Origin of the sequence: Marinobacter sp. LQ44 (assembly GCF_001447155.2) — a bacterium.
In the GTDB taxonomy this organism is placed as follows: domain Bacteria; phylum Pseudomonadota; class Gammaproteobacteria; order Pseudomonadales; family Oleiphilaceae; genus Marinobacter.
The window spans coordinates 1,712,082-1,732,867 of the sequence record NZ_CP014754.1; the positions used below are offsets into that span (position 1 = coordinate 1,712,082).

A 20,786-nucleotide genomic window follows, 5' to 3' on the forward strand; every position below is an offset into this window, starting at 1 on the left:
TTGAGGGGCTCAGCCCCTCAAGACATGATTGAGCACCGATCTTAATTTCAGCGGCTTGACCGGCTTGTTCATCAGCAAATACCCCAGCTCGCGGATGTGCTGTTTCAGCTCGTTGGTGTAATTGGCCGTGATCATCAATACCGGCGCCGGCTGACTGCGCCGGCCATTGATCTGGGCAACCGCATCCACACCGTTCTCATCGTTATCCAGATGGTAATCCGCCAGGATCAGGTCCACCGGTGCACTGGCGATATCCACTTTGGCGTCCAGATCAGGCACAGAGACGGCGGTCACCACCCTGCAATCCCAACCCTCCAGCAGGGTTTTCATCCCCTCACAGATGGCCAGATCGTTGTCGATAACCCACACCCTGGCGCCGGACATGCCGTGATCCACTTCGACCTTCTGGATGTCCGTGGTCGCCGCCGGCAAGGGCTGCAACTGCCCCAGCGGCACCCGCACGCTGAACACCGAGCCTTTGCCCTCAGTCGACGCCACAGATACTTCATGCCCAAGCATGCGGGATATCTTGTCGACGATCGCCAGCCCCAGGCCAAGCCCCTTGTCGGCCTGAGAGCCACTGGGGCGAATACGTTTGAATTCCTGGAAGATCTCGGTCAGCTTGTCTTCGGGAATACCCGGGCCGGTGTCCCAAACCTGCAGCAACACGTGATCATGCCGGCGGCGAACACCGAGCAGGATGCGCCCCTGACCGGTATAACGGATCGCGTTGGTCAGGAAGTTTCTCAGGATTCTGGCCAACAGCTGGGAGTCCGACTGCACCACCGCCGACGATGGCACGAAATCCAGCCGCAGCCCCTCTGCCAAAGCCATCTGACGGAATTCCCGGGCGATGTTGTTGAGCAGATCCCGCAGATCAAAGGCGGTCACGTCCGGTTTGATCACCCCGGCGTCGAGCTTGGAAATGTCCACCAGCGTGCCCAGCAGGTTCTCAACGTCATCCAGCGAGGTGCTGACCGAGCGCACCAGGCCCTCGGCTCTGGGGCCGAAGCTTTGCTCCTGCAAGGCGCTGGTGAACAGACGGGCAGCATTGAGCGGCTGCAGCAGATCGTGACTGACGGCGGCCAGAAACTTGGTTTTCGACAGATTGGCCCGCTCAGCCTCCAGTTTGGCCTCCCTGAGGCGCGCCTCAACCGCTGCACGCTCGGAGATCTCCTGACGAAGCTGGGCGTTGAGGCCGGTCAGTGCCGCTGTGCGCTCCCGTACCCGCTTCTCCAGGTTGTCATAGGCCTGCTCCAGCGCCAGCGCGGTTTTTCGGCGATCGGTAATATCACGAATCAGCACGAAGAAGCCGACCACTTCGCCATTGTCATCAACGTTGGGCACATACGATCTGAGCATGTACCGCTGCTCACCCCGAACACCGGTTTCGTCAAACTCGAAGGTCACGCTGTGGCCGTCCATGACCTCCAGAATCTGGGGTAGCAGCCGCTGGTAAAATTCAGGCTCGTGCACCTCGTCCAGGCGCATACCCAGGGGCGACTGCCCGGGCTGGCCATACCAGGCCCGGTAAACCTTGTTGCAGAACTGCACGGTCAGATCAGCGCCCACGTATGCAATCAATGCCGGCACGTGATCTGTCACCACGCGAATCCAACGCTCGCTTTCTTCCAGCGCCTTGATACGGCGCGCCATTTCGCTGTTCTTGACGTCAGTAATGTCGGAATACAGCACCACAAGCCCGCCTTCCCGCGTGGGCCTTTCGGTCATCTGCACCCAGCGACCGTTGGACAGCAGGAACACCGTGCCCTCGGCATCTTCGTGGCTGTGCTCTTCCACGACCAAGCCGGAGCTCAGCGCTTTCGATTTCACCTGGTCGATCGGGGTGCCCGCTGCCGGCACCGGCACACCGGCATGGCGCCAGTAACTCCGGAAACGGCTATTGGTCTGAATGAGACAGTGGTTATGGTCGAACAGCACGAAACCATCGGCAATGCTCTCAATGGCATCGTTCAGGCGTTGGCGCGAGGTCTCCGCCTCTTCCCGGGCACGAATCAAGGCTTTGTTACTGACCTTCAGTTCTTCCATGGTCAGATTCAGGGCTTCCGTGCGCTCACGGACCTGCTCGGCCAGTATCACCGAGTGCTCGAATGCCGCGTAGGGCTCCGGCTTGTGGGCCGAGCCAGACTCCACCCGAACAATCAGGGCGTCCCGGATGTCACGCAGGCGCCGGTTCTCGGCTTCCAGTTCCGCAATACGCTGGTCTTTGGCGGACTCACCGGAAGATTCGGGGAGATCAGGTAATGAACTCAGGCCGGCCAATGACCACCCCCGTAAAGGTCTGATTGATGTGCATACCGTTGAATTGCTCCCCGTAGGTGTTAAATCCCACCACACGGTGCGCTTTAAGAAATTCGGAAACCGCGTCACTTTGGCCGGTCAGCTCTGCTTCGAGCCGCCGTAAAAAGCAGTCGCACCCCAGTGTCACCAGCGGTGTGCCGACCACCCGCTCGGAGGCTTCAATCTGGGTTCGTACACTGTCCAGGAGCGAACCCGGCGCCATGGCGGTCATCACAATGCCAGTCTCCACTGCGCAATAGAACGTGAGACTGCGATCAGGATTGACTCTCTGGATAGAGCGAACGAAATAGTTCCCGCCCACTCGAACGCCTAGGGGCCGCAGGGCAAACACCTTGCGGTCCAGTTGCTCCGGCGACACCCCGACCATCCGCGCATAAACGTCGGCCGCAGGCTCTGCATTCAACTCATAGACGGTTCTGCTTTGCGGGCAGGCCCGGGTAACCACCAGCTTTTCATCCAGCGGCTCCATGTGGTGGGTGGAAAACACGCGAAAATCCAGCGGTGTATTCACCAGCATGACGGTGGCCGCCCCGCAGTGAAATTCACCATCGTAATAAACGTGGGTATCGGCCAGGCGTTCATCATCCCCCGCGGAACCGCCAAACTGAGGGATGGTGCCCAAAGCTGCATTGAGGGTCGCCAGCACCAACTCTTCCCGACTGGAAAGCCCGTCCAGCAAGGTAATGGCGAAAGTATTACCCTTGACCGGCGCCAGGTTGGCATCCCGGCAGGTGGCCAGCATCTGGTCAATGACACCCTGGGCGTCCTGCAAGGTGAATCGGTCCAGCTGCCGAATCAAAGCACAATCGATAGCGAAGTAGCGGGCATCAAAACCGATAGCGCTGATGCAGCCCCGGTCGTATCCCTGCTCGGTAATTTCACCGGCCGAGGTGCAACCGTGTACGCGCACACCAGAGAAAGCTCTCTGCAGAGCGGGACCCAGTGTCTGCAGGTCATACTCAACAGAGCAGAAAAACAGCACGCAACCCAGGTTGTCGTGCACAAGCTGTTCGGCAAGTTCAGCGGCGGCCAGCTCTGGCTTGCGGACGCTGGAACTGGCGACTCGCACTGCGGGTAACTGCCTGACTGGCGTCATCGGTAGCCTGCTCGGAATACGGGAATCTGATACCGATTCTACGCCTCCTGAACCACCAGCCAATGCGACTTCAGTGCACTTTGTCGGCGCGCCAAATCTTCCGTAAGTCATTGATTATATTCCCCTTGAATCAATGTCCGGTGACGCAGCCAGGTTTTGGCAAGAGCAAACCGGCACTTTAGTCTGAGACGGCCATCGCAGGCGCACCGGCTTCCTGCCGGCTACCTGCAAGGCCATAGACAGGAGCGAAGCTCCTCAGAACATCACAACGGCACCCAGTGCCAGAGTGTTGGCGTCTGCGGCTTTCACACCGGTAGACTTGGTTTCCTGCTCGAACATGTTGTATTCGGCCACCAGCTTGAAGTTGCTGTTGACGTCATGGAACACGGCCACAGAGGTGTTCTCGGTCTCGAAATTGCCCTGATCGGAATCGGTTTCACCGTAAGACAGCACAAAGCGGTTCGCCCCCAGGGTGTAGGAAGCCTGAACCAGGTAGCCATCGGCGTCTTCTTCAGAGGCCAGAGCCCCATCCGCAATCAGAAGCGGCACATCGCCTTTTGAAGTGAAGCCTGAAGCCGTCAGGGACAGACCGGCCACAGCCGCTTTCACACCATAGCCAACGCCCTGACTGTCGATCTTGGTAGTGGCGTTTTCGGAGCTCTGATGACGACCGTTCACCCAACCCGTCAAGGCCACGCCGTTCAGGTCCGCGCTGTAGGTGACTTCCGCCTCAAAACGCGGGGCAGACTGCTCAGACTGGGCGCCCGGCGTGGTGTTGGCAGGCTCAAAAATACCCGCTGCAACGTTCAGGCCACCCATGTCCGGTGTGCGATAGGTGATCTGGGCGGAAGGGTTCGGGTAAGGATAACCAGTGCGGATATTGCCGAAAGACACGCCTGTGGCTGCACCCGGAGAACCAAAACCCATCAGGATCTCATCCAGGAAGATATTTGAACGGGCGTACAGGCCAAAGTCTTTACCAATCAGGACCTGACCAAAACTGCCATCCACCGTTGCATAAAGTTGACGCACATCGATTGCGGTGTCGGTCGGCGAATCCAGGCTGTCGTTGATGGTGCTCCAGAACGATGAACGGCCACCCAGTGTCAGGTCGCCCATCTCCTTACTGAAATTGAAGCCGATGGTGTTCGGCAAAAAACCCATCTTGACGTCGGAATTGCGCACGTCAGCAACTTTGTCATCACGGTTCACGTAAAACGCATTGAAGTAGCCATCCACCGAAAAGCTGGTGCCGTCCTCGTTGTACAGTTCAATGGCTGCATTGGCTCCGGCACTGGCTCCCATGGCCGCCATCATGGCAATGGCCAACCCTGACTTTCTGAAGTTGTTGTTTTTCATACATCCCCCGGTTGTTTTTTGGAAATCTGGGATAAGAGGACCGGTTATCCGATCGCTCCAGGCGAGGTCTGACGCCTGATTTCCATGGTCGGTGATGCAACAACAGGGGGGAATGCTTCCAGCGAGCAGGTTTTCTGCTCATTTGGGAGGCATTTGAAACGAAACTTTGGAAGTACGACTACGTGGAAAGACCACCCGGGAACTGGTCCAGTTCAGACAAGCAGTCATCAAGAAACTCATGGGGGTTGGCCAGAATGGCCTCGTCCGCCACCACACCAAACTGCACCTGACCGGCGTAACTGACAATACTCACACCCAACCCGATATCGCCGGCCTGGGGCACCCAGAACATCTGTTCGGTGATGGCACAACCGGCCAGGTAACGGGTCTCCGGCGTACCAGGTACATTGGACACCACCGCAGAGGCCTTGCGGAAAAACAGGTCAGCCAGTGGTTTGCGCCCCACCTCCGGCAACAGCGCGGCGCTGGCCGTCAGCCCCCAGGCAATACCCGGCTGCCAGCTCTTCTTGAGCTTGCGGGTTTCATGCTTGATGCGGAACAGCCGTTCCAGGGCACTGGCACCATCCACCGGCATGGGCACGAACACCGTGCCAAAGCAGTTGCCGGGCTCGCCGTCCTCCGGCCGAACCCCCTCCGGCATCCGGGACCGGATATCCACGGGCACAGCCGCATGCATGACCGCATCGTCCAACTGTTCTGGTGACATCCCCAGCCGTGGGCGCACAGCAGCCGCCACACAGGCCAGTAACACATCGTTGATCGTAGTATGAGTGGCCGATGCGACTGCACGAAAACGGTCAAGCGCCAACGGTTCAGACCACCGACAGCTACGCCGGCCCAGCAATGGCCGCCGCAACTCAGAGGGCGTATCGGCCGGTTCCACCAGAAACTCGCTGAGCTCATGCACCATTCGGGCACTGGCCTCCAGTGCCCGCCCGGCGTGCCCCGCCCCTTTGGTGGGGCCATCATCCGGTATCGCGCCGGAAACCTGGCCTGCCTGGGCAGCCATATTTCCCAGCCATTGCCTGGCGTAGGTTGTCCACCGTTCCAGCTGCGGCAACTCGGCGGCGCCATAGATGGCCGGGTACTGCCGGGGCGACGGCGGGCATAGTGTTGAGAAAATGCCCAGCAGGGACAGGCCGTCGGCGTAACAATGATGCAGGCGCAGCAGCAAGGCCGCACCATCCTGGGCGTTGGGCGCCAGCCAGAACTTCCAGCCCGGGCGATACCGCGGCAGCGGCTCGTTCAGCCGCGCCGACACCCAGTCCTGCAACTGATGCTGATCAAACCGGTCTATCACCACATCAAGGTGATGGGAGACGGAAAACGTGGGGTCTTTCTGCCAGTACCAGGCCGGCGCTTTCCAGACCGGGCGGCAGAGAAAACGCTCCCAGGCGGTCCAGTACACCTCCAGAAATTCCCGGAACCGGCCGGCCGTCAAGCCGTCAACCCGGAGCATAATGGTAATGGTCATGGGGTTTTCCGGCCGTTCCAAAGCCAGCCAGGCCGAATCCGAAGGCAGCATGAGATGCGATTGCTCCTGGTTCAAACCTGATAGTCCCCGATGAATAACGTGCCCGATAAGTAAAAAGCCAATCCCGCATTGTGCCAGAGTCCTTTACGGGGCTCCATCACCGTGCGTCGCCCACAGCGTTACAAAAAATTACCTGCAAGTAACCCTCCGGTTCTATACTGGTTATATGTAATGATGCAATGGTTATAGAGAAGGACCACGATGCTGCGCGATTGGCTACAGATCTCCGGAAATCCCGGCGGTAGTGCCACTAACTCGCCCAGCCAAACGCGGTACAAATGAGAGACCGGCACAACCAAAACCAATAACAGTCCATTGCAATGCCGGGGGAGATGAATCATGAAAGCCAGTCATGTTCGCAAACTGATCAAGCCTATCGAGAGCGCCTATTCAGAAATGTTCTCAGGCCGGGTTTACCGTGTTGGTAAAGGCGCCGTATCGGTGCGGAATCATAGCGGCGCTGCGGAACATACCGTCATCGGCGTCCACGGCTTTCTGGAAAATCACTGTTACTTCACCCAGGCCTATGACGGCCCGACCACCGAACTGATTCTTCTCACCTGCAGCAACTACCATATTCCGGTAAACGGTGTCACGCCGGAGAACCCGGGCTGGGAAGTGCCCATCAAACACCTGGAAGGTACCATTGAGTATGATGCCTGTGTTCTGAATCAGGCACTGCAAAACCTGCCCAGCACCCGCAATATCCGGATCCACGGCCACTCCAGGGGTGGTGCGGTGATTCTTGAAGCCATCAAGCAGTGGCCAGAGCTGTACGAAGATGTCGAAATTGTGCTGGAAGCGCCAGTGCTGCCCCAGGGCAAACTGCACGCCCTGGTGACCACCCTGCTGGAGCCGGTCAGCCACGGCATGTGGCCCTGGCTGATCCGTCTGATCAACAGCGCGCCGCAATCCGCCTATGGCCAGACATTCTTTGGCAAGATGAACCCGAGAAAACGGCAGCTGCTGAACAAATTGTTCTATGCCACCAAGGATCATCTGACCATCGTGCGCAACATTGAAAATATCATGGAGTGGATGGTCCGCACAGACACCTCGGTGTACCAGCATGTGCGCCATGGCACGTTCCTGATACCTGCGACGGATCGCATCCTGGATCGCAATGCCATGCTGGCCAGTGCCCGTACCAGCCCGACCAACATGCGCATCATCGAAACCGAAGCCCCCAGCCACTTCATCACGCTGGACAGCAAGGAATGGGTACCCGGTCTGGAAACTCTGCCTGTTGCCGCCGAGGGCTGAACCTTAACAGGTGCAGCCCGGTTTCCGCTTCGCTAAACTGAGCGCCTTTTTCTGAGGCCATGCCTCTTGTCGCCGGTTTTATTGGAGCCCCTGCATGTATCGTGAGCGCCTGGTCACAACGGACGTGAATTCAGAAAACGCCCACCGGCTTAAACGCCTGCTACTGGAATACCACGACTTTCGCCAGCTCAAGTCAGCCCACCCCCTGCTGGAAGACACCCGCCGCATCGCCGACTGGCAAGCGGAACGGCTGAAAGCCACGCACCAGGACCTTTACCAGAACCCCGGCTATCACACTGGCCTGGAATTCTTGCTGACAGACCTTTACGCCCCTGCTGGCATGACCCAACGGGACGATAACATCGACCGGGTCTTCCCGAAGATGGTGAAGTGGCTACCAGACCACCTCTTGGGCACCTTTGCCGGGCTGGTTGAACTGAACCTGGTCACCCAGAGCCTGGATCTTGAACTGGCACAATGGTTTGACCGGCACAACCTGAGTACCAACTCAATCACCACCAGCGACTATTGCGACGCTTATCGGGCCAGCGGCCAGTTGAGCATCCGCAGCCGGCAACTGGAACTGGTGGCCGACACTGGCCAGCAGTTGGACCGCTACGTGCGCAACCGCACCCTGGGCTGGCTGCTGTCGATGAGCCGGGGGCCGGCGGAAATGGCCGAGCTGGGCGATCTGCACAGTTTCCTGCACCGGGGCTACAGCGCATTCCGGAAGATGGAGGATGTCGACGTGCTGATTGAACGGCTGATCGGCCGGGAAAGACAGGTGATGGAGAACATTCTGGCCGGCCACCCGGAACCCTTCTCGGTACCGGGCAACCTGTAAACGGGCTCAGGCTGTGAGAATCTGGTCCAGTTGCGAGTGAATTTCCTGCTCGATACGGGATTTGAACGGGCGCAGCATCAGCCCCAGTTCCAGGCGGATGTGCAAATCACTGTCAGAGAGGTTCAGGTGGCCTTTCACCCCACTGCGCTTGAACGTGAGCAGGTCGCCCTCCCACTGGTAATTGACGTCGAACTGCTTCGACAGATCTTTCGCCAGGGTTTCTGCCGCTTCACGGGCGTGGGCTTTGTCCAGGGAGTGGGCGCGATGAATATCAATGACAGACATGGATCAGTTTTCTCGGTTGTTTGGAGACAGATTTACAGTGTAAGTCGGCAATAAACTTGTAGCCAACCCCTCAAAGGTTAGAATACCAACCTGAGATTCTGACAGGACCAACACCCATGAGCGAGCAGCAAACACCGGGCACCCCCGGCAACGGCCAGGACGACGTAACCCACTTCGGGTTCCGCAATGTACCCAAGAGCCAGAAAGCCAGCCAGGTGGCCGAGGTTTTCCACAGCGTGGCCGGCAAATACGACCTCATGAACGATTTGATGTCCATGGGCATCCACCGGCTTTGGAAGCGTTTCACCATTGAGCTCAGCGGTGTTCGCCAGGGCCATCAGGTACTGGATATTGCCGGTGGCACCGGCGATCTGACCATGAAATTTTCTGACCTGGTCGGCCCCACCGGCAAGGTGGTGCTGGCCGACATCAATGCCTCCATGCTGCAGGTGGGCCGCAGCCGGCTGACAGACCGGGGCTGCGCAGGCAACATCGAGTATGTGCAGGCCGATGCCGAGCACCTGCCGTTCCCGGACAACAGCTTCCAGGCCGTGTCCATTGCCTTCGGCCTTCGTAACGTCACCGACAAGGATCAAGCCCTGCGTGACATGGCCCGGGTACTGAAGCCCGGCGGCAAGCTGATGGTGCTGGAATTCTCCAAGCCCACCAATCCGCTGCTGAGCAAAGCCTACGACACCTATTCCTTTACCGCCCTGCCCCTGATGGGCCAGCTGATTGCCGGCGACAGTGAAAGCTACAAGTACCTGGCCGAGTCCATCCGCATGCACCCGGACCAGGACACCCTGAAAGGTATGATGGAACAGGCCGGTCTGGTGAACTGCAAGTACTACAACATGACCGGTGGCATTGTCGCCCTGCACGTGGGAATCAAACCCTGATGTTCCCCGGCCCGACCCTTTTGTCCGCTGCCAGCGCCATTGTAGAGATCGCGCTGAACCGGGCATTGGAGCTGGACACAGCGGGCCGGCAGTCCCTGCTGGACGCCCTGACCGGGCCGGCACAATTCAACATCAGCGCACCGGTCCCGTTGACCTGGACCCTGGAGCGTGTGGGCGAACGGGTTCAGGTGCGCAGTCAGCCCGCCGATGCCCCCGAGTTGGTCATTACCGGCCGCCCCATGGCCTTTGTTGCCCTCGCCCTGGGCGATGATCAGGTGTTTGCGGACAATCGGCTGGGCGTGCAGGGCAATACCGCCCTGGCCCACCAACTGCAACGTGCCCTGAACCAGCTGGAACCGGACTGGGAAGCAGCCATGGCCCGACACCTTGGCGACCTTCCGGCACATTTTCTGGGCAAGCGCATCCGCAGTGCTGTGCAGTGGAGCCGGCATGCTGCGAATGCCATGAACGCCAATCTGGAAGAGTACCTGCACGAAGAGAGCCGGGCCCTGCCCGGCCGCAGAGAGCTGGAGGCCACCTTCCAGGACATTGACCAGCTCAACCTGCGTACTGAACGCCTGGAAGCCCGGCTGACGCAGCTGGAAAGTTCCGGTAGCGACAACGATACGGAGACCCTGTGACCCGCCTGCAACGCCTGTTCCGAATTGCCTGGGTATTCTGCCGCTACCGGCTGGACACGTTTCTGCCCCTGGCGGAACTGCCCACGCCGCTGAAGATCTTCTTCCTGCTGGCGCCCTGGCACCTGTTCCCCCAGCCCAAACTGAGCCGCGGCGACCGCCTGCGACTGGCGCTGGAGGAACTGGGGCCGGTGTTTGTCAAATTCGGCCAGATTCTCTCCACCCGGCGGGACCTGCTGCCCGACGACATGGCTGAATCCCTGAAACAACTGCAGGATCGGGTGCCGCCGTTCCCCAGCGACCAGGCCCGGGAGATCATCGAGAAATCCCTGGGCGCGCCGGTGTCGGAGCTGTTCGCCGAGTTCAGCCCGGACCCGATGGCCTCGGCCTCCGTGGCCCAGGTACACGCCGCCACCCTGCCCAATGGCCAGAGAGTGGTGGTCAAGGTGCTGCGCCCGGGTATCGACAAGGTGATCCGCCAGGACCTTGGCCTGATGTACCTGATGGCCGGCCTGCTGGAAAAATACTGGTCTGAAGGCAAACGCCTGCACCCGGTAGACGTAGTGGCCGATTACGACGCCACCATCCACGATGAGCTGGACCTGCAGCGCGAAGCCGCCAATGCCAGCCAGTTGCGCCGCAACTTCGACAACTCACCGCTGATCTACATTCCGTTCATCGACTGGGACTATACCCGCAAATCCGTGCTGGTGATGGAGCGCATTCACGGCATACCCATTGCCGACGTAGACAGCCTGAAAGCGGCCGGCGTCAATATGAAAGTGCTGGCCGAAAAAGGCGTGGAGATCTTCTTCACCCAGGTGTTCCGGGACAGCTTCTTTCACGCCGACATGCACCCGGGCAACATCTTTGTCGACGTCTCCAACCCGGCTGACCCGAAGTACATCGCCATCGATTTCGGCATTGTGGGCACCCTGGCGCCAGACGACCAGAGCTACCTGGCCCGTAACCTGCTGGCCTTCTTCCGCCGGGATTACCGCCAGGTGGCCCAGCTGCACATACAGTCCGGCTGGGTGCCGCCGGACACCCGGGTGAATGAATTCGAGGCGGCCATCCGTACCGTGTGCGAGCCAATCTTCGAACGACCACTGAAAGACATCTCCTTCGGCCACTTCCTTCTGCGGTTGTTCCAGACCGCCCGCCGTTTCAATATGGAAGTGCAGCCGCAGCTGGTACTGCTGCAGAAAACCCTGCTGAACGTCGAGGGCCTGGGCCGCCAGCTGTACCCGGACCTGGACCTGTGGAGCACCGCCCAGCCGTTCCTGGAGAAGTGGATGCGCCAGCGCATCGGCCCCGCCGGGCTGATCAAATCGCTGCAAACGCACCTGCCGGCGTGGCTTGAACAGTCGCCAGAGATGCCGCAACTGGTTCATGATGCGCTATTACAGCTTCGAAGCAGCGGCCCCACGGAAGAACAGAATCGGGCTACGCTTGAGTTAATGAAAGAGCAGCAACAGCGCAGCGACCGCCGGTGGCGCCGGGGTTTCATTGCCGCCGCACTCGCCGCCGCAGCCCTGGCGGGCACTCAGGAGCAGGCCACGCAGCTGGTGGCCAATGCGCCACTTTGGAGCTGGGCCTTGCTCGCCCTTGCCGGCGCGGTCATGCTCCGGGGCAGCCGTTAAACGAATGGATTTATCAGGATTCACAAAAATGCAAGATTCCCCCGCTAACGTCGTACAGCCTGACTGGCTCAACGAGATTCGCTGGACAGAAGACGGCCTGGTACCGGCCATCGCCCAGGATGCCGACAACGGCGACATCCTGATGATGGCGTGGATGAATGCCGAGTCACTGAAGCTGACCGTTGAGGAAGGCCAGGCGGTGTACTGGTCCCGATCCCGGGGCAAGCTCTGGCGTAAGGGCGAAAGCTCCGGACACCAGCAGGTACTCCGGGATATCCGGCTCGACTGCGATGCCGACGTCATTTTGCTGAAAGTGGAACAAAAAGGCGGTATTGCCTGCCATACTGGTCGGCGAAGCTGTTTTTACCGGACCCTGAAAGACGGCCAATGGGTCAGCGCCGAGCCGGTGCTGAAAGACCCGAACGCCATCTACGGCAGTGATTGAGGAGCAGAGACCGTGAGTGATGTACTGGAACGCCTGGCCCAGGTCCTGGAAGCCCGCAAGGAAGCCGACCCGGAAACCTCCTACGTGGCCAGCCTGCACGCCAAGGGGCTGAACAAGATTCTGGAGAAGGTGGGCGAAGAGTGCACCGAAACACTGCTGGCCGCCAAAGACGCCGAACACTCCGGGAACACCCGGGATGTGGTGTACGAAACGGCCGATCTGTGGTTCCACAGCATGGTGATGCTCTCCCGGCTTGGGCTCGGCCCAAAAGATGTGATTGATGAACTGGCCAGTCGTTTCGACCTGTCAGGCCTTGAAGAGAAAGCGTCGCGGAACTCGTAAAGAGGTACCCCTAACGGGGATTTCCGGGAACGGTCGCCGTTGGCGTACAATGTCATGGAACAGCAACAATTGAACGAGGAACCCTCATGGGTATCAGCATCTGGCAACTTTTAATCGTACTCGGCATCGTCATCCTGTTGTTCGGAACCAAGAAACTGCGCAACATCGGCAGTGATCTGGGCGGCGCGATTCGTGGCTTCAAGAAATCCATGAGCGACGAAGAGGAAAAATCCGCCGATCAGAGCACGCTGGAAGGCCAGCAGGCTGAGAAAACTGAGGCCCCGGCCGAAGAGAAGCCCCGGGAAAAGCAAAGCTGAGTACCGCCTGAATGTTCGACATTGGCTTCATTGAGCTGCTGATCTGCGGCATCATCGCGCTGCTTGTACTTGGGCCTGAGCGCCTGCCTACCGCTGCCCGGGCTGCGGGCCGGTGGATTGGCGGCGCGCGGCGCATGGTGGGCCAGTTCACCTCGGAACTGGATCGCCAGCTCAAGGCAGAAGAGCTGCGGGAAGAGCTCCGCAAGGCCGGTGACGTCGGCCTGGACGACATGGAGAAAACCGTCCGCGGCGCCCTCGATGAAGCCAAGAAATACGAACACATGATCCTGCCAGACAGCGAGACCCGAAAACCGCGGCCCGCACCGGCAACCCGCAGGCTTGCCGGCGAGGAAGGCACGAATCAGTCCACCGCCGAGTCTCCGCAACCCGCTCCGCAAGGCGACAACGCCGATCAGGAAGCCAGCGGTGAGGCCAGCAGCACGACACCAGAGCGGCCATCGGATAATCGTTCATGAGCGACCCAGGCAGTAACCCGATACCTCCTGAACAACAGGAGATGCCCCTGATCGAGCACCTGCTCGAATTGCGCAACCGGCTCCTGAAAATGGTGCTGGCCGTGATTGTGTGTTTTGCCTTTATCTACCCGTTCGCCAACGACCTTTACCTCTGGCTGTCGTTACCACTGCGCGAGCTGCTACCGGTGGGCCAGACCATGATCGCCACCGACATCACCTCGCCTTTCTTTGCGCCCCTGAAACTGGCCCTGGTGCTGGCGGTATTTGCCGCCATCCCGGTGATCCTGTATCAGCTATGGAGCTTCGTAGCGCCGGGCCTGTATGCCCATGAAAAACGCCTGGCGTTTCCCCTGCTGTTTACCTCAGTCATCTTGTTCTATGCCGGCGCGGCCTTTGCCTATTACGTGGTATTCCCTCTGGTCTTCGGATTCTTTACCGCCATTGGGCCCGAGGGCATTATCGAGCTGCCTGACATCAGCAGTTACCTGAACTTCGTTCTGAAAATGTTCTTTGCCTTCGGCGTGGCCTTCGAGATTCCCATTGCCACCGTACTCCTGATCCTCACAGGTGCCACTACACCCCAGGATCTGGCCGCAAAACGCCCCTACGTGGTGGTGGCCTGCTTTATCATCGGCATGCTGCTGACCCCGCCCGACATTATTTCCCAGACCCTGCTGGCGGTGCCCATGTGGATTCTGTTCGAATTCGGCATCCTGTTCGGGCGCCTGGCATACCGACGTGTCGATGACGCCTCTGAGGGCGAGTCCGACTCCGCATGAATCTGGCGCTGCTGTTCGACGAAGACTTCACCGGCACAGACCGGGTGCTGCTCCGCGGTCGCCGCCTTGAACACCTGAGGACCGTACTCAAAGCCAGTACCGGCCACCAGATTCCGGTCGGCCGGGCCAACGGCGCCATGGGCACCGGTGAGATTCTGACCCTGACAGACTCCGAAGCGGAGCTGAAAGTAACGCTCAGCCAACGCCCACCACAGCCCCTGCCACTGACCCTGATCCTGGCCATGCCACGGCCAAAGATGTTCCGCCGCGTGCTGCAGACCTGCTCGTCACTGGGGGTGAAAGATATCTGGCTGATTAACAGCTACAAGGTGGAAAAAAGCTTCTGGCAAACTCCGTGGCTGTCAGACGACAACCTGAAGGAAAACCTGACACTGGGCCTTGAGCAGGCTAAAGATACGGTGATGCCACAGGTGCATATCCGCAAGCTGTTCAAACCCTTTGTGGAAGACGAACTACCGGCCCTGCTGGCAAATAAAATCGCACTGGTGGCGCATCCCGGCACCACCGCACCCTGCCCCGTTCACCTGAACGAGCCGGCAGCCTTGTGCATCGGCCCTGAGGGTGGTTTTACCGATTATGAAGTGGGCAAACTGGAAGAGGCCGGGTGCCAGGGTGTGCATCTGGGGCCCCGCATTCTGCGGGTGGAAACGGCCGTGCCAGTGCTGATCAGCCGGCTGTTTGACGCCTGCAGCTGAGCTGGCCGCAAAGCCGTCACTTATTCAGTGATACCCATGGCTTCTGCCGCCACCCGATTCTTCAGCACGGGCAACTGGTTAAGCCAGCGCATACCGGTATTCCGTAACCAGCGAACCGGCAGCTCGTCCCGGGCAAACAGCTGCTTGAAACCTTCCATCGCCGCCATCATGGTGAGATTTTCCCCTTTCCGGCGCCGCTGATAGCGGGCCAGCACCAGGGCATCGTCCGGGGCCAGGTTGCGGGCTTTTGCCCGAGCCAACTCTTCCAGCAGGGCCCGCACATCGCCATAGCCCAGGTTGGCACCCTGGCCTGCCAGCGGGTGAATGGTGTGGGCGGCATCCCCTACCAGTGCCAGGCCGTCGGTAACATAGTCCTTGGCGTGGCGCTGGCGCAGCGGGAAGGCAAAACGCCCGGAAACCTCCAGTACCTCACCCAGTTGCTGCTCAATGGCAACGCCCAACGCCTGCCGAAACGCCTCGGTGTCCAGCGCCATCAGGCGTTTGGCTTCCAGCGTATCCTGAGACCAGACAATCGAGCAGAAATGGTCATCGCCGGCTTCGTTCAGTAGCGGCAAAAAGGCCAACGGCCCGGTTGGCGAAAAGCGCTGCCAAGCAGTATAGCGGTGCGACTGGCTGGTGCGGACCGTGCACACAATAGCCTGCTGGTCGTAATCCCATTCCCGCGTCGCCAGGCCGCTCCATTGCCGCAAGCGAGACAAGGCGCCGTCGGCTCCGACCACAAGGCGGGCATTCAGGCGCCGACCATCTTCCAGCTCGACACCGTCACGGCCATGCCAGGCCTTCACCCGGACGCCGTCAAACAGGGTAACGCCACTGTCGGCCAGCTCTTCAAACAGCGCGCGCACAATGTTCCGGTTCTCAACAATGGTGCCCAGTGAACTGGCGTGCAGCTCCGCTGCATCAAAATGGATACGCCCGGTGCCGTCACCATCCCACACCGTCATCTGGCGGTAGCCACAGTGGCGACTGTCCTGGACCCGCTGCCAGGCGCCCAGTTCAGCCAGCAGGCGCTGGCTGGCCAGGGAGATAGCGCTGACTCTGGGCTCAAAGTCGTTCACATCCGTTGCCGGGGCCGCCGGTGCGACCAGCTCTGCTACCGTGGCACCTTCAATCAACCCGACCTGCCAACCCTGGCGGGACAGCCCCAGGGCCAGTGCTGAGCCAATCATGCCTCCACCCACAATTAGGATATCCATCTGCGAATTGCCGGAATCACTGGTCATTGCGGGCAGGCTCCTTCGAACAATCGGCACGGGAAACAACGGGTTTACGGCCACCGGTGCCCATGGCTTTGCGGGCAAACCAGCGCTTGGCGCCGGGCACCAGATCCAGGCCTACCAGGCCCGCGTCCCGGGCTGCCGCCAGAGGTGGCAATGATTGCCCGAACACACGAATCAGGGAATCCGAAAACTGCACGGTTTGCTGCCAGTCCTGCCGGTGCAGGCGCTGGTACTCTCCCAGAATCGACAGATCGCCCAAAGGCGTGCCTTCGTCCACCGCCCGCAGGAACTGCTCCACCAGGGTCATCAGCCCACGCAGGGCCAGGTTAAACCCCTGCCCGGCGACCGGGTGCAGCGCGTGGGCCGCGTTACCCACCAGGGCAACGCCCGGGCGCACGGCCTCATCCACCGTGGTCAGTTTCAGCGGGTAGTGATGGCACTCGCCTATCCGGGTAAAGCGCCCCAGGCGCCAGCCAAAGCGTTCCTGCAAGGCCTGGCATCGCTGGTCATCGGACAGTGCCAGCACCTGCTCCAGCGCACTGTCGGTGAGGGTCCACACCAGGGCGGACTGGTTTTCCGCCGTCACCGGCGAGCCATGGGGCAGCAAGGCCATAGGGCCCGCCTCGGTGAAGCGTTCAAAAGCGGTAAACCCGTGTGCGTCACTGGTAGAGACGTTGGCAATCAGGGCGTTCTGACCGTAGTCTTCGGTGCGGGTCACAAACCCCAGCTGTTCCCGCAGGCCAGAGCGGCCGCCATCAGCCACCACCAGGCACTGCCCGGTCAGACTGTATTGCTCGTCACCCTTGCGAATCTCGACACGAACACCACCAGGCATCGGCGTCATACCGGTGACTTCCGCCGGCGCCTGCCAGCTCACGGGGGTGTCCAGCAGCGCCCGCATCAGGCTCAGGCCCATCCAGCGGTTATCGGCAACATAGCCCAGGGCGGCCTGACCATGATCCTGCGCATGCAAACGGGTTGCGCCAAATCGCCCCCGGTCCGACACGTGGATGTGGTGGATTGGCGTGGCATGTTCCGCCAGTACCTGCCACAGCCCAAGGTTTTCGAAGATCAGCCGCGAGCCCCAGGCCAACGCCGTGGAGCGTGCGTCGTAACTGGGCTGGTAGTCTTCGGGCAAGGCATCCGGCGACAGTGGAAAGGTTTCAACTACCGTTACCCGTAACTCCGGCACCACGCGCGCCAGCGCCAGCGCCAGAGTGGCCCCGGCCAGGCCGCCACCGGCAATGATCAGATCGGTATCGGTGCGGGTGTCTGTCACTGTGTCAGTCCGCCATCAGCGCTTCAATCTCGGCAATGGTCTTCGGAACATCGCCAGTGAGAACCCGGCAACCTTCCTTGGTGACCACCACATCGTCTTCAATGCGAATGCCAATGCCTCGCCATTTGGCGTCTACATTGGCATTGTCCGGCGCGATGTAAAGCCCGGGCTCCACCGTCAACGCCATGCCCGGTTCCAGTTCGCGCCAGGCATCACCCACCTTATAGTCGCCCACATCGTGCACATCCAGGCCCAACCAGTGACCGGTCCGGTGCATAAAGAAGGGCTTGTAGGCCTCGCTGGCGATGGCGTCATCGAGCGAACCAGAGAGCAGCCCCAGGTCAATCAACCCCTGGGTAAGCACTTTCAGTGCCGCCTCGTGAGGATGGTTCCAGTGATTGCCTGGCCGCACGGCGTCAATTGCCGCGTACTGGGCCGCCAGCACCACTTCGTACAGGGCTTTCTGCTCCGAACTGAAACGGCCGCTGACCGGGAAGGTACGGGTGATATCCGAGGCGTAGCATTCCAGCTCGCAGCCGGCATCAATCAACACCAGATCGCCCTCTTTCAGGGGCGAGCTGTTTTCGATGTAATGCAGGATGCAACCGTTGGCACCGCCACCCACGATGGAAGGATACGCCGTTGAACGGGCACCGTGTTCCATGAAGGTATGGATCAGCTCGGCTTCCAGGTTGTATTCGTAACCGCCCCGGCGTGCCCGCTTCATGGCACGGCAATGGGCTTCGGCGCTGATCTGTCCGGCCTTGGCCATCACTTTCACTTCAGCGGCGCTTTTGTACAACCGCATGTCATGCAGCAGGTGTTCCAGGGCCACGAACTCGCCGGGAGGATGGGCGCCTGCGCGCACCTTGCTGCGGATAACCTTGACCCAGTCCATCACCCGGTTATCGAAGGCGTGATCCTTGCCCAGCGGGTAATAGACCCGGCTGCGGCCTTCAATCATTCCGGGCAGGATGTCGTCGATGTCGGAAATCGGAAAGGCATCGTCCATACCGAAGCGCTCAATGGCGCCCTCCGGCCCCACCAGGAAACCGTCCCACAGTTCTTTCTCCGGGTTCCGCTCTTTGCAAAACAGCACGGTTTCACCGTGCTCACGGCCGGGAATCAGAGCCAGCACGGCTTCGGGCTCACCGAAGCCAGTCAGATACTGGAAATCGCTGTCCTGGCGGAACGGATGCAACACATCCCGGTTTCTGACCCGTTCCGGGGCCGCCGGCAGAATCGCGATGCTGTCTGGCGCCATCCGGTCCATCAACTTGCGCCGGCGCTCAGCAAACTCTTTAACGGAAATCATTGAGGTCATGATGTCTCCAGGTCAATGCAGGGTCGGGGTGTTGGCCGGTTTTTCCGGTTCGTTGAACTCGGTAAACACTGCCAGCGCACCCAGCCGGATGTATTCGGTAATCTCCAGCAACTGCTGCTCGCTTTCTTCATCCGATTCTTCATCTTCCGACAACTGGCTGATGGCCACCATGTCTTCAATCAGCTCGCGAATCTCATCCGGGGCCTGCCCCAGGGATGCTCCGGCTGCCAGTGCCATGCCTTCCAGGAAACCCCGAACCCAGGCCACCAGTGCCTCAAGGCGCTGATCAAGGGCGTAATCATCATCCGGCAGTAACGGGTGAAAACTGAGGTCTGACGACTGCAACTGCGCGAGCGCCGTCTGGTAGGCACCGTTCATAAATGGCGCCAGATCTCCTGACTCTTCCATGGCCTGGGTGCCAAGCCCCATCTGTTCACAAACCATGGCCAGCCATTCGTCTTCCTGAATACGGGAACCCGCCGCCAATCGACCACACAACGCACCATGCAGCTCAGAGGGGTGGCTGAACGCCTTGTGTGAGGTGTAAACATTGGCCCAGCGTTCAAATTCAGCGGCGCGGGCAGCACCTGTGCTATCGGTGTCAGACATGAAACCCCGTGTTCCTGTGTCAGGGGAGCCTGGCCGTTCTACCAGCCGGGTTCCGTATACATTTGAGCAAGCCTCTATCCTAGCATTCCGGCAGACAAGTGGCACTTCCGGGTACCGGCAGGCTTGCTTTTGCACTGGCAAAAATCAAAAATGTTATAACGTATCAAAGCTGCGAGAGGTACCAACCATGTTTTACCCACGCGCATCCGCACGTTTTGCAACCCTGCTGCTATCACTCAGCCTGGCCGCATGGCCGGTTCTAGCCTCCGACAACCCGGGCGCACACCAGCATGGGCACGCCGATCTGCAAATGGCGATTGATAACGAGCGCGTAGATCTGCTGCTTCTGTCACCCGCCTACAACCTGATCGGCTTCGAGCACAAGCCCCGCACTGATGAACAGCAACAACGGGTGAACGACACCGAACAATGGGCCAGTGAAACTGCCATGATCAATACCGTGGCGGGCAACTGCACCCTGGTCTCCAGCGCCATGCACGTGGGCTGGAGTGAAGCGAAAGGCGACGGCCACAAGCATGACAATGGTCACACCCATAGCCATAGCCATAGTCACAATCATGACCACGACCATGACCACGACTCCGGTCACGCAGACATCGAAGTTACCCAGACGCTCAACTGCCCGAATCTATCGGAGTCCGCTCAGTTCGAAACCGGCCTGATGGCCCGCTTCCCTGAACTCCAACACCTGAACGTGCAGTGGGTCGGCCCACTGGGACAAGGCGCCACACGTCTGTCACCGGGTAACATCCAGTTCCGGCTGACCCGGTAGTAGCCCGGTGAACTACTCGCTGTAGGGTTTGACCGACGTCGCTACCAGCGAGTAGGAGGACGTACCGAGATCATTCTCGGTACGTTCGATGACCAATTCGCCTTCTATCCACACCGGGTCATACAAAGCCCGGAGCGTGAATCCTTCTTCATATTTGACGTGAATAATCTGGTTCGGTGGTGGCGGAGGCACATGAATGCAGGCGCCGTAGTAGGGGACCAGGAAGAACTCGAGGATACGCATGTCGTTGGTGACTTTCAGGGGCACGACAAAACCCGGAACCCGGCCTTCAACGTTACCCATCTCCGGAACAACCCGGCCGGTCATGATTTCATCCGGCAACAGGGCGGGGCCGTCTCCTTCGTGTTCAATTTCCGGCATACTCTCCAGCAACGCCAGATCCTCGGCCGGCATCAGTTCCAGCCAGTCGATCTCCCGCGGCTCTGCCAGGGCAATGGATGAAACCATCAGCAGTATCATCGGTCCAAGCCGCGCAAGCAGGTTCCGGGTTTGCAAGGTATCGAACATGTACAACCACTCCCCATGGGGTCAACCGTGTAA

Annotated in this window: 22 protein-coding genes; 12 read left to right on the forward strand and 10 right to left on the reverse strand. The window is 59.8% G+C overall.

Annotated features, from left to right (window positions below; all coding sequences use genetic code 11):
* Positions 1–9: 9 nt before the first annotated feature.
* The 4 genes from ASQ50_RS08035 to ASQ50_RS08050 form a co-directional block, all read right to left on the reverse strand.
* Positions 10–2,274, reverse strand: a complete 2,265-nt coding sequence (locus ASQ50_RS08035) for a NahK/ErcS family hybrid sensor histidine kinase/response regulator (protein WP_058092577.1) — start codon at positions 2,272–2,274, stop codon at positions 10–12.
* Positions 2,258–3,418 carry a nitric oxide-sensing protein NosP gene (gene nosP, locus ASQ50_RS08040; protein ID WP_058092490.1) on the reverse strand — a complete coding sequence of 387 codons (1,161 nt, stop codon included), beginning with the start codon at positions 3,416–3,418 and terminating at the stop codon, positions 2,258–2,260. The genes ASQ50_RS08035 and nosP overlap by 17 nt, the downstream gene beginning before the upstream one ends.
* Before the next feature lie 255 nt (positions 3,419–3,673).
* Positions 3,674–4,777 (reverse strand): porin, encoded by a 1,104-nt coding sequence (locus ASQ50_RS08045; protein ID WP_058092489.1) that lies wholly within the window; start codon positions 4,775–4,777, stop codon positions 3,674–3,676.
* Between the two features lie 178 nt (positions 4,778–4,955).
* A complete protein-coding gene (locus tag ASQ50_RS08050) occupies positions 4,956–6,323 on the reverse strand; it encodes a WS/DGAT domain-containing protein (RefSeq protein ID WP_058092488.1) in 1,368 nt (455 codons plus the stop codon).
* 348 nt (positions 6,324–6,671) lie between these two features.
* On the opposite strand from ASQ50_RS08050, the gene ASQ50_RS08055 reads away from it, so the two are divergent.
* Together ASQ50_RS08055 and ASQ50_RS08060 are read left to right on the forward strand one after the other, a co-directional pair.
* On the forward strand, positions 6,672–7,595 hold the full coding sequence (locus ASQ50_RS08055; protein WP_058092487.1) for an alpha/beta hydrolase: 924 nt from the start codon (positions 6,672–6,674) through the stop codon (positions 7,593–7,595).
* A gap of 94 nt (positions 7,596–7,689) precedes the next feature.
* A complete protein-coding gene (locus ASQ50_RS08060; protein ID WP_058092486.1) occupies positions 7,690–8,439 on the forward strand; it encodes an FFLEELY motif protein in 750 nt (249 codons plus the stop codon).
* Between the two features lie 6 nt (positions 8,440–8,445).
* Here ASQ50_RS08060 and ASQ50_RS08065 read toward each other — a convergent pair whose 3' ends face one another.
* Positions 8,446–8,724 carry a polyhydroxyalkanoic acid system family protein gene (locus tag ASQ50_RS08065; protein WP_058092485.1) on the reverse strand — a complete coding sequence of 93 codons (279 nt, stop codon included), beginning with the start codon at positions 8,722–8,724 and terminating at the stop codon, positions 8,446–8,448.
* A 116-nt stretch (positions 8,725–8,840) separates the two neighbouring features.
* Between ASQ50_RS08065 and ubiE the strand changes: the two genes are divergently transcribed.
* The 9 genes from ubiE to ASQ50_RS08110 all read left to right on the forward strand — a co-directional run bounded on the left by ubiE (position 8,841) and on the right by ASQ50_RS08110 (position 14,979).
* On the forward strand, positions 8,841–9,623 hold the full coding sequence (gene ubiE, locus ASQ50_RS08070) for a bifunctional demethylmenaquinone methyltransferase/2-methoxy-6-polyprenyl-1,4-benzoquinol methylase UbiE (protein WP_058092484.1): 783 nt from the start codon (positions 8,841–8,843) through the stop codon (positions 9,621–9,623).
* On the forward strand, positions 9,623–10,264 hold the full coding sequence (locus ASQ50_RS08075; protein WP_058092483.1) for an SCP2 domain-containing protein: 642 nt from the start codon (positions 9,623–9,625) through the stop codon (positions 10,262–10,264). The genes ubiE and ASQ50_RS08075 overlap by 1 nt, the downstream gene beginning before the upstream one ends.
* The gene (gene ubiB, locus ASQ50_RS08080) at positions 10,261–11,904 is read left to right on the forward strand and encodes a ubiquinone biosynthesis regulatory protein kinase UbiB (protein WP_058092482.1); all 1,644 of its coding nucleotides are present in this window, start codon (positions 10,261–10,263) and stop codon (positions 11,902–11,904) included. Before ASQ50_RS08075 ends, ubiB begins: the two co-directional genes overlap by 4 nt.
* A gap of 28 nt (positions 11,905–11,932) precedes the next feature.
* Complete coding sequence (gene hisI, locus ASQ50_RS08085; RefSeq protein ID WP_058092481.1) at positions 11,933–12,349, forward strand: phosphoribosyl-AMP cyclohydrolase; 417 nt, start codon at positions 11,933–11,935, stop codon at positions 12,347–12,349.
* A gap of 12 nt (positions 12,350–12,361) precedes the next feature.
* Entirely contained in the window at positions 12,362–12,691 is a 330-nt protein-coding gene (locus tag ASQ50_RS08090; RefSeq protein ID WP_058092480.1) for a phosphoribosyl-ATP diphosphatase, read from the forward strand.
* Positions 12,692–12,777: 86 nt separating this feature from the next.
* On the forward strand, positions 12,778–13,008 hold the full coding sequence (gene tatA / locus ASQ50_RS08095) for a Sec-independent protein translocase subunit TatA (RefSeq protein ID WP_058092479.1): 231 nt from the start codon (positions 12,778–12,780) through the stop codon (positions 13,006–13,008).
* Between the two features lie 11 nt (positions 13,009–13,019).
* Entirely contained in the window at positions 13,020–13,484 is a 465-nt protein-coding gene (tatB, locus tag ASQ50_RS08100) for a Sec-independent protein translocase protein TatB (protein ID WP_058092478.1), read from the forward strand.
* The gene (gene tatC, locus ASQ50_RS08105) at positions 13,481–14,263 is read left to right on the forward strand and encodes a twin-arginine translocase subunit TatC (RefSeq protein WP_058092477.1); all 783 of its coding nucleotides are present in this window, start codon (positions 13,481–13,483) and stop codon (positions 14,261–14,263) included. Before tatB ends, tatC begins: the two co-directional genes overlap by 4 nt.
* Entirely contained in the window at positions 14,260–14,979 is a 720-nt protein-coding gene (locus tag ASQ50_RS08110) for a 16S rRNA (uracil(1498)-N(3))-methyltransferase (RefSeq protein ID WP_058092476.1), read from the forward strand. Before tatC ends, ASQ50_RS08110 begins: the two co-directional genes overlap by 4 nt.
* Before the next feature lie 20 nt (positions 14,980–14,999).
* Here the strand turns inward: ASQ50_RS08110 and ASQ50_RS08115 are convergent, their stop codons facing one another.
* From ASQ50_RS08115 to ASQ50_RS08130, 4 genes are read right to left on the reverse strand one after another with little or no spacing between them, the layout of a single operon-like run.
* Positions 15,000–16,223, reverse strand: a complete 1,224-nt coding sequence (locus ASQ50_RS08115) for an FAD-dependent monooxygenase (protein WP_058092475.1) — start codon at positions 16,221–16,223, stop codon at positions 15,000–15,002.
* On the reverse strand, positions 16,213–17,499 hold the full coding sequence (gene ubiH, locus ASQ50_RS08120) for a 2-octaprenyl-6-methoxyphenyl hydroxylase (RefSeq protein WP_058092474.1): 1,287 nt from the start codon (positions 17,497–17,499) through the stop codon (positions 16,213–16,215). Before ubiH ends, ASQ50_RS08115 begins: the two co-directional genes overlap by 11 nt.
* 4 nt (positions 17,500–17,503) lie before the next feature.
* Entirely contained in the window at positions 17,504–18,823 is a 1,320-nt protein-coding gene (gene pepP, locus ASQ50_RS08125) for a Xaa-Pro aminopeptidase (RefSeq protein ID WP_058092473.1), read from the reverse strand.
* A 12-nt stretch (positions 18,824–18,835) separates the two neighbouring features.
* A complete protein-coding gene (locus ASQ50_RS08130; RefSeq protein WP_058092472.1) occupies positions 18,836–19,432 on the reverse strand; it encodes a UPF0149 family protein in 597 nt (198 codons plus the stop codon).
* A gap of 187 nt (positions 19,433–19,619) precedes the next feature.
* On the opposite strand from ASQ50_RS08130, the gene ASQ50_RS08135 reads away from it, so the two are divergent.
* A complete protein-coding gene (locus ASQ50_RS08135) occupies positions 19,620–20,225 on the forward strand; it encodes a ZrgA family zinc uptake protein (RefSeq protein WP_058092471.1) in 606 nt (201 codons plus the stop codon).
* A 12-nt stretch (positions 20,226–20,237) separates the two neighbouring features.
* Here the strand turns inward: ASQ50_RS08135 and ASQ50_RS08140 are convergent, their stop codons facing one another.
* The gene (locus tag ASQ50_RS08140; RefSeq protein WP_058092470.1) at positions 20,238–20,753 is read right to left on the reverse strand and encodes a DUF3299 domain-containing protein; all 516 of its coding nucleotides are present in this window, start codon (positions 20,751–20,753) and stop codon (positions 20,238–20,240) included.
* Positions 20,754–20,786 lie beyond the last annotated feature (33 nt).

What these genes read in the sequence shown, in the direction of transcription:
- nosP (WP_058092490.1), bottom strand. Translation starts at nt 3,418, where the DNA reads ATGACGCCAGTCAGGCAGTTACCCGCAGTGCGAGTCGCCAGTTCCAGC.
- ASQ50_RS08045 (WP_058092489.1), bottom strand. Translation starts at nt 4,777, where the DNA reads ATGAAAAACAACAACTTCAGAAAGTCAGGGTTGGCCATTGCCATGATG.
- ASQ50_RS08050 (WP_058092488.1), bottom strand. Translation starts at nt 6,323, where the DNA reads ATGCTGCCTTCGGATTCGGCCTGGCTGGCTTTGGAACGGCCGGAAAAC.
- ASQ50_RS08055 (WP_058092487.1), top strand. Translation starts at nt 6,672, where the DNA reads ATGAAAGCCAGTCATGTTCGCAAACTGATCAAGCCTATCGAGAGCGCC.
- ASQ50_RS08060 (WP_058092486.1), top strand. Translation starts at nt 7,690, where the DNA reads ATGTATCGTGAGCGCCTGGTCACAACGGACGTGAATTCAGAAAACGCC.
- ASQ50_RS08065 (WP_058092485.1), bottom strand. Translation starts at nt 8,724, where the DNA reads ATGTCTGTCATTGATATTCATCGCGCCCACTCCCTGGACAAAGCCCAC.
- ubiE (WP_058092484.1), top strand. Translation starts at nt 8,841, where the DNA reads ATGAGCGAGCAGCAAACACCGGGCACCCCCGGCAACGGCCAGGACGAC.
- ASQ50_RS08075 (WP_058092483.1), top strand. Translation starts at nt 9,623, where the DNA reads ATGTTCCCCGGCCCGACCCTTTTGTCCGCTGCCAGCGCCATTGTAGAG.
- hisI (WP_058092481.1), top strand. Translation starts at nt 11,933, where the DNA reads ATGCAAGATTCCCCCGCTAACGTCGTACAGCCTGACTGGCTCAACGAG.
- tatA (WP_058092479.1), top strand. Translation starts at nt 12,778, where the DNA reads ATGGGTATCAGCATCTGGCAACTTTTAATCGTACTCGGCATCGTCATC.
- tatB (WP_058092478.1), top strand. Translation starts at nt 13,020, where the DNA reads ATGTTCGACATTGGCTTCATTGAGCTGCTGATCTGCGGCATCATCGCG.
- tatC (WP_058092477.1), top strand. Translation starts at nt 13,481, where the DNA reads ATGAGCGACCCAGGCAGTAACCCGATACCTCCTGAACAACAGGAGATG.
- ASQ50_RS08110 (WP_058092476.1), top strand. Translation starts at nt 14,260, where the DNA reads ATGAATCTGGCGCTGCTGTTCGACGAAGACTTCACCGGCACAGACCGG.
- ASQ50_RS08115 (WP_058092475.1), bottom strand. Translation starts at nt 16,223, where the DNA reads ATGACCAGTGATTCCGGCAATTCGCAGATGGATATCCTAATTGTGGGT.
- pepP (WP_058092473.1), bottom strand. Translation starts at nt 18,823, where the DNA reads ATGACCTCAATGATTTCCGTTAAAGAGTTTGCTGAGCGCCGGCGCAAG.
- ASQ50_RS08130 (WP_058092472.1), bottom strand. Translation starts at nt 19,432, where the DNA reads ATGTCTGACACCGATAGCACAGGTGCTGCCCGCGCCGCTGAATTTGAA.
- ASQ50_RS08135 (WP_058092471.1), top strand. Translation starts at nt 19,620, where the DNA reads ATGTTTTACCCACGCGCATCCGCACGTTTTGCAACCCTGCTGCTATCA.
- ASQ50_RS08140 (WP_058092470.1), bottom strand. Translation starts at nt 20,753, where the DNA reads ATGTTCGATACCTTGCAAACCCGGAACCTGCTTGCGCGGCTTGGACCG.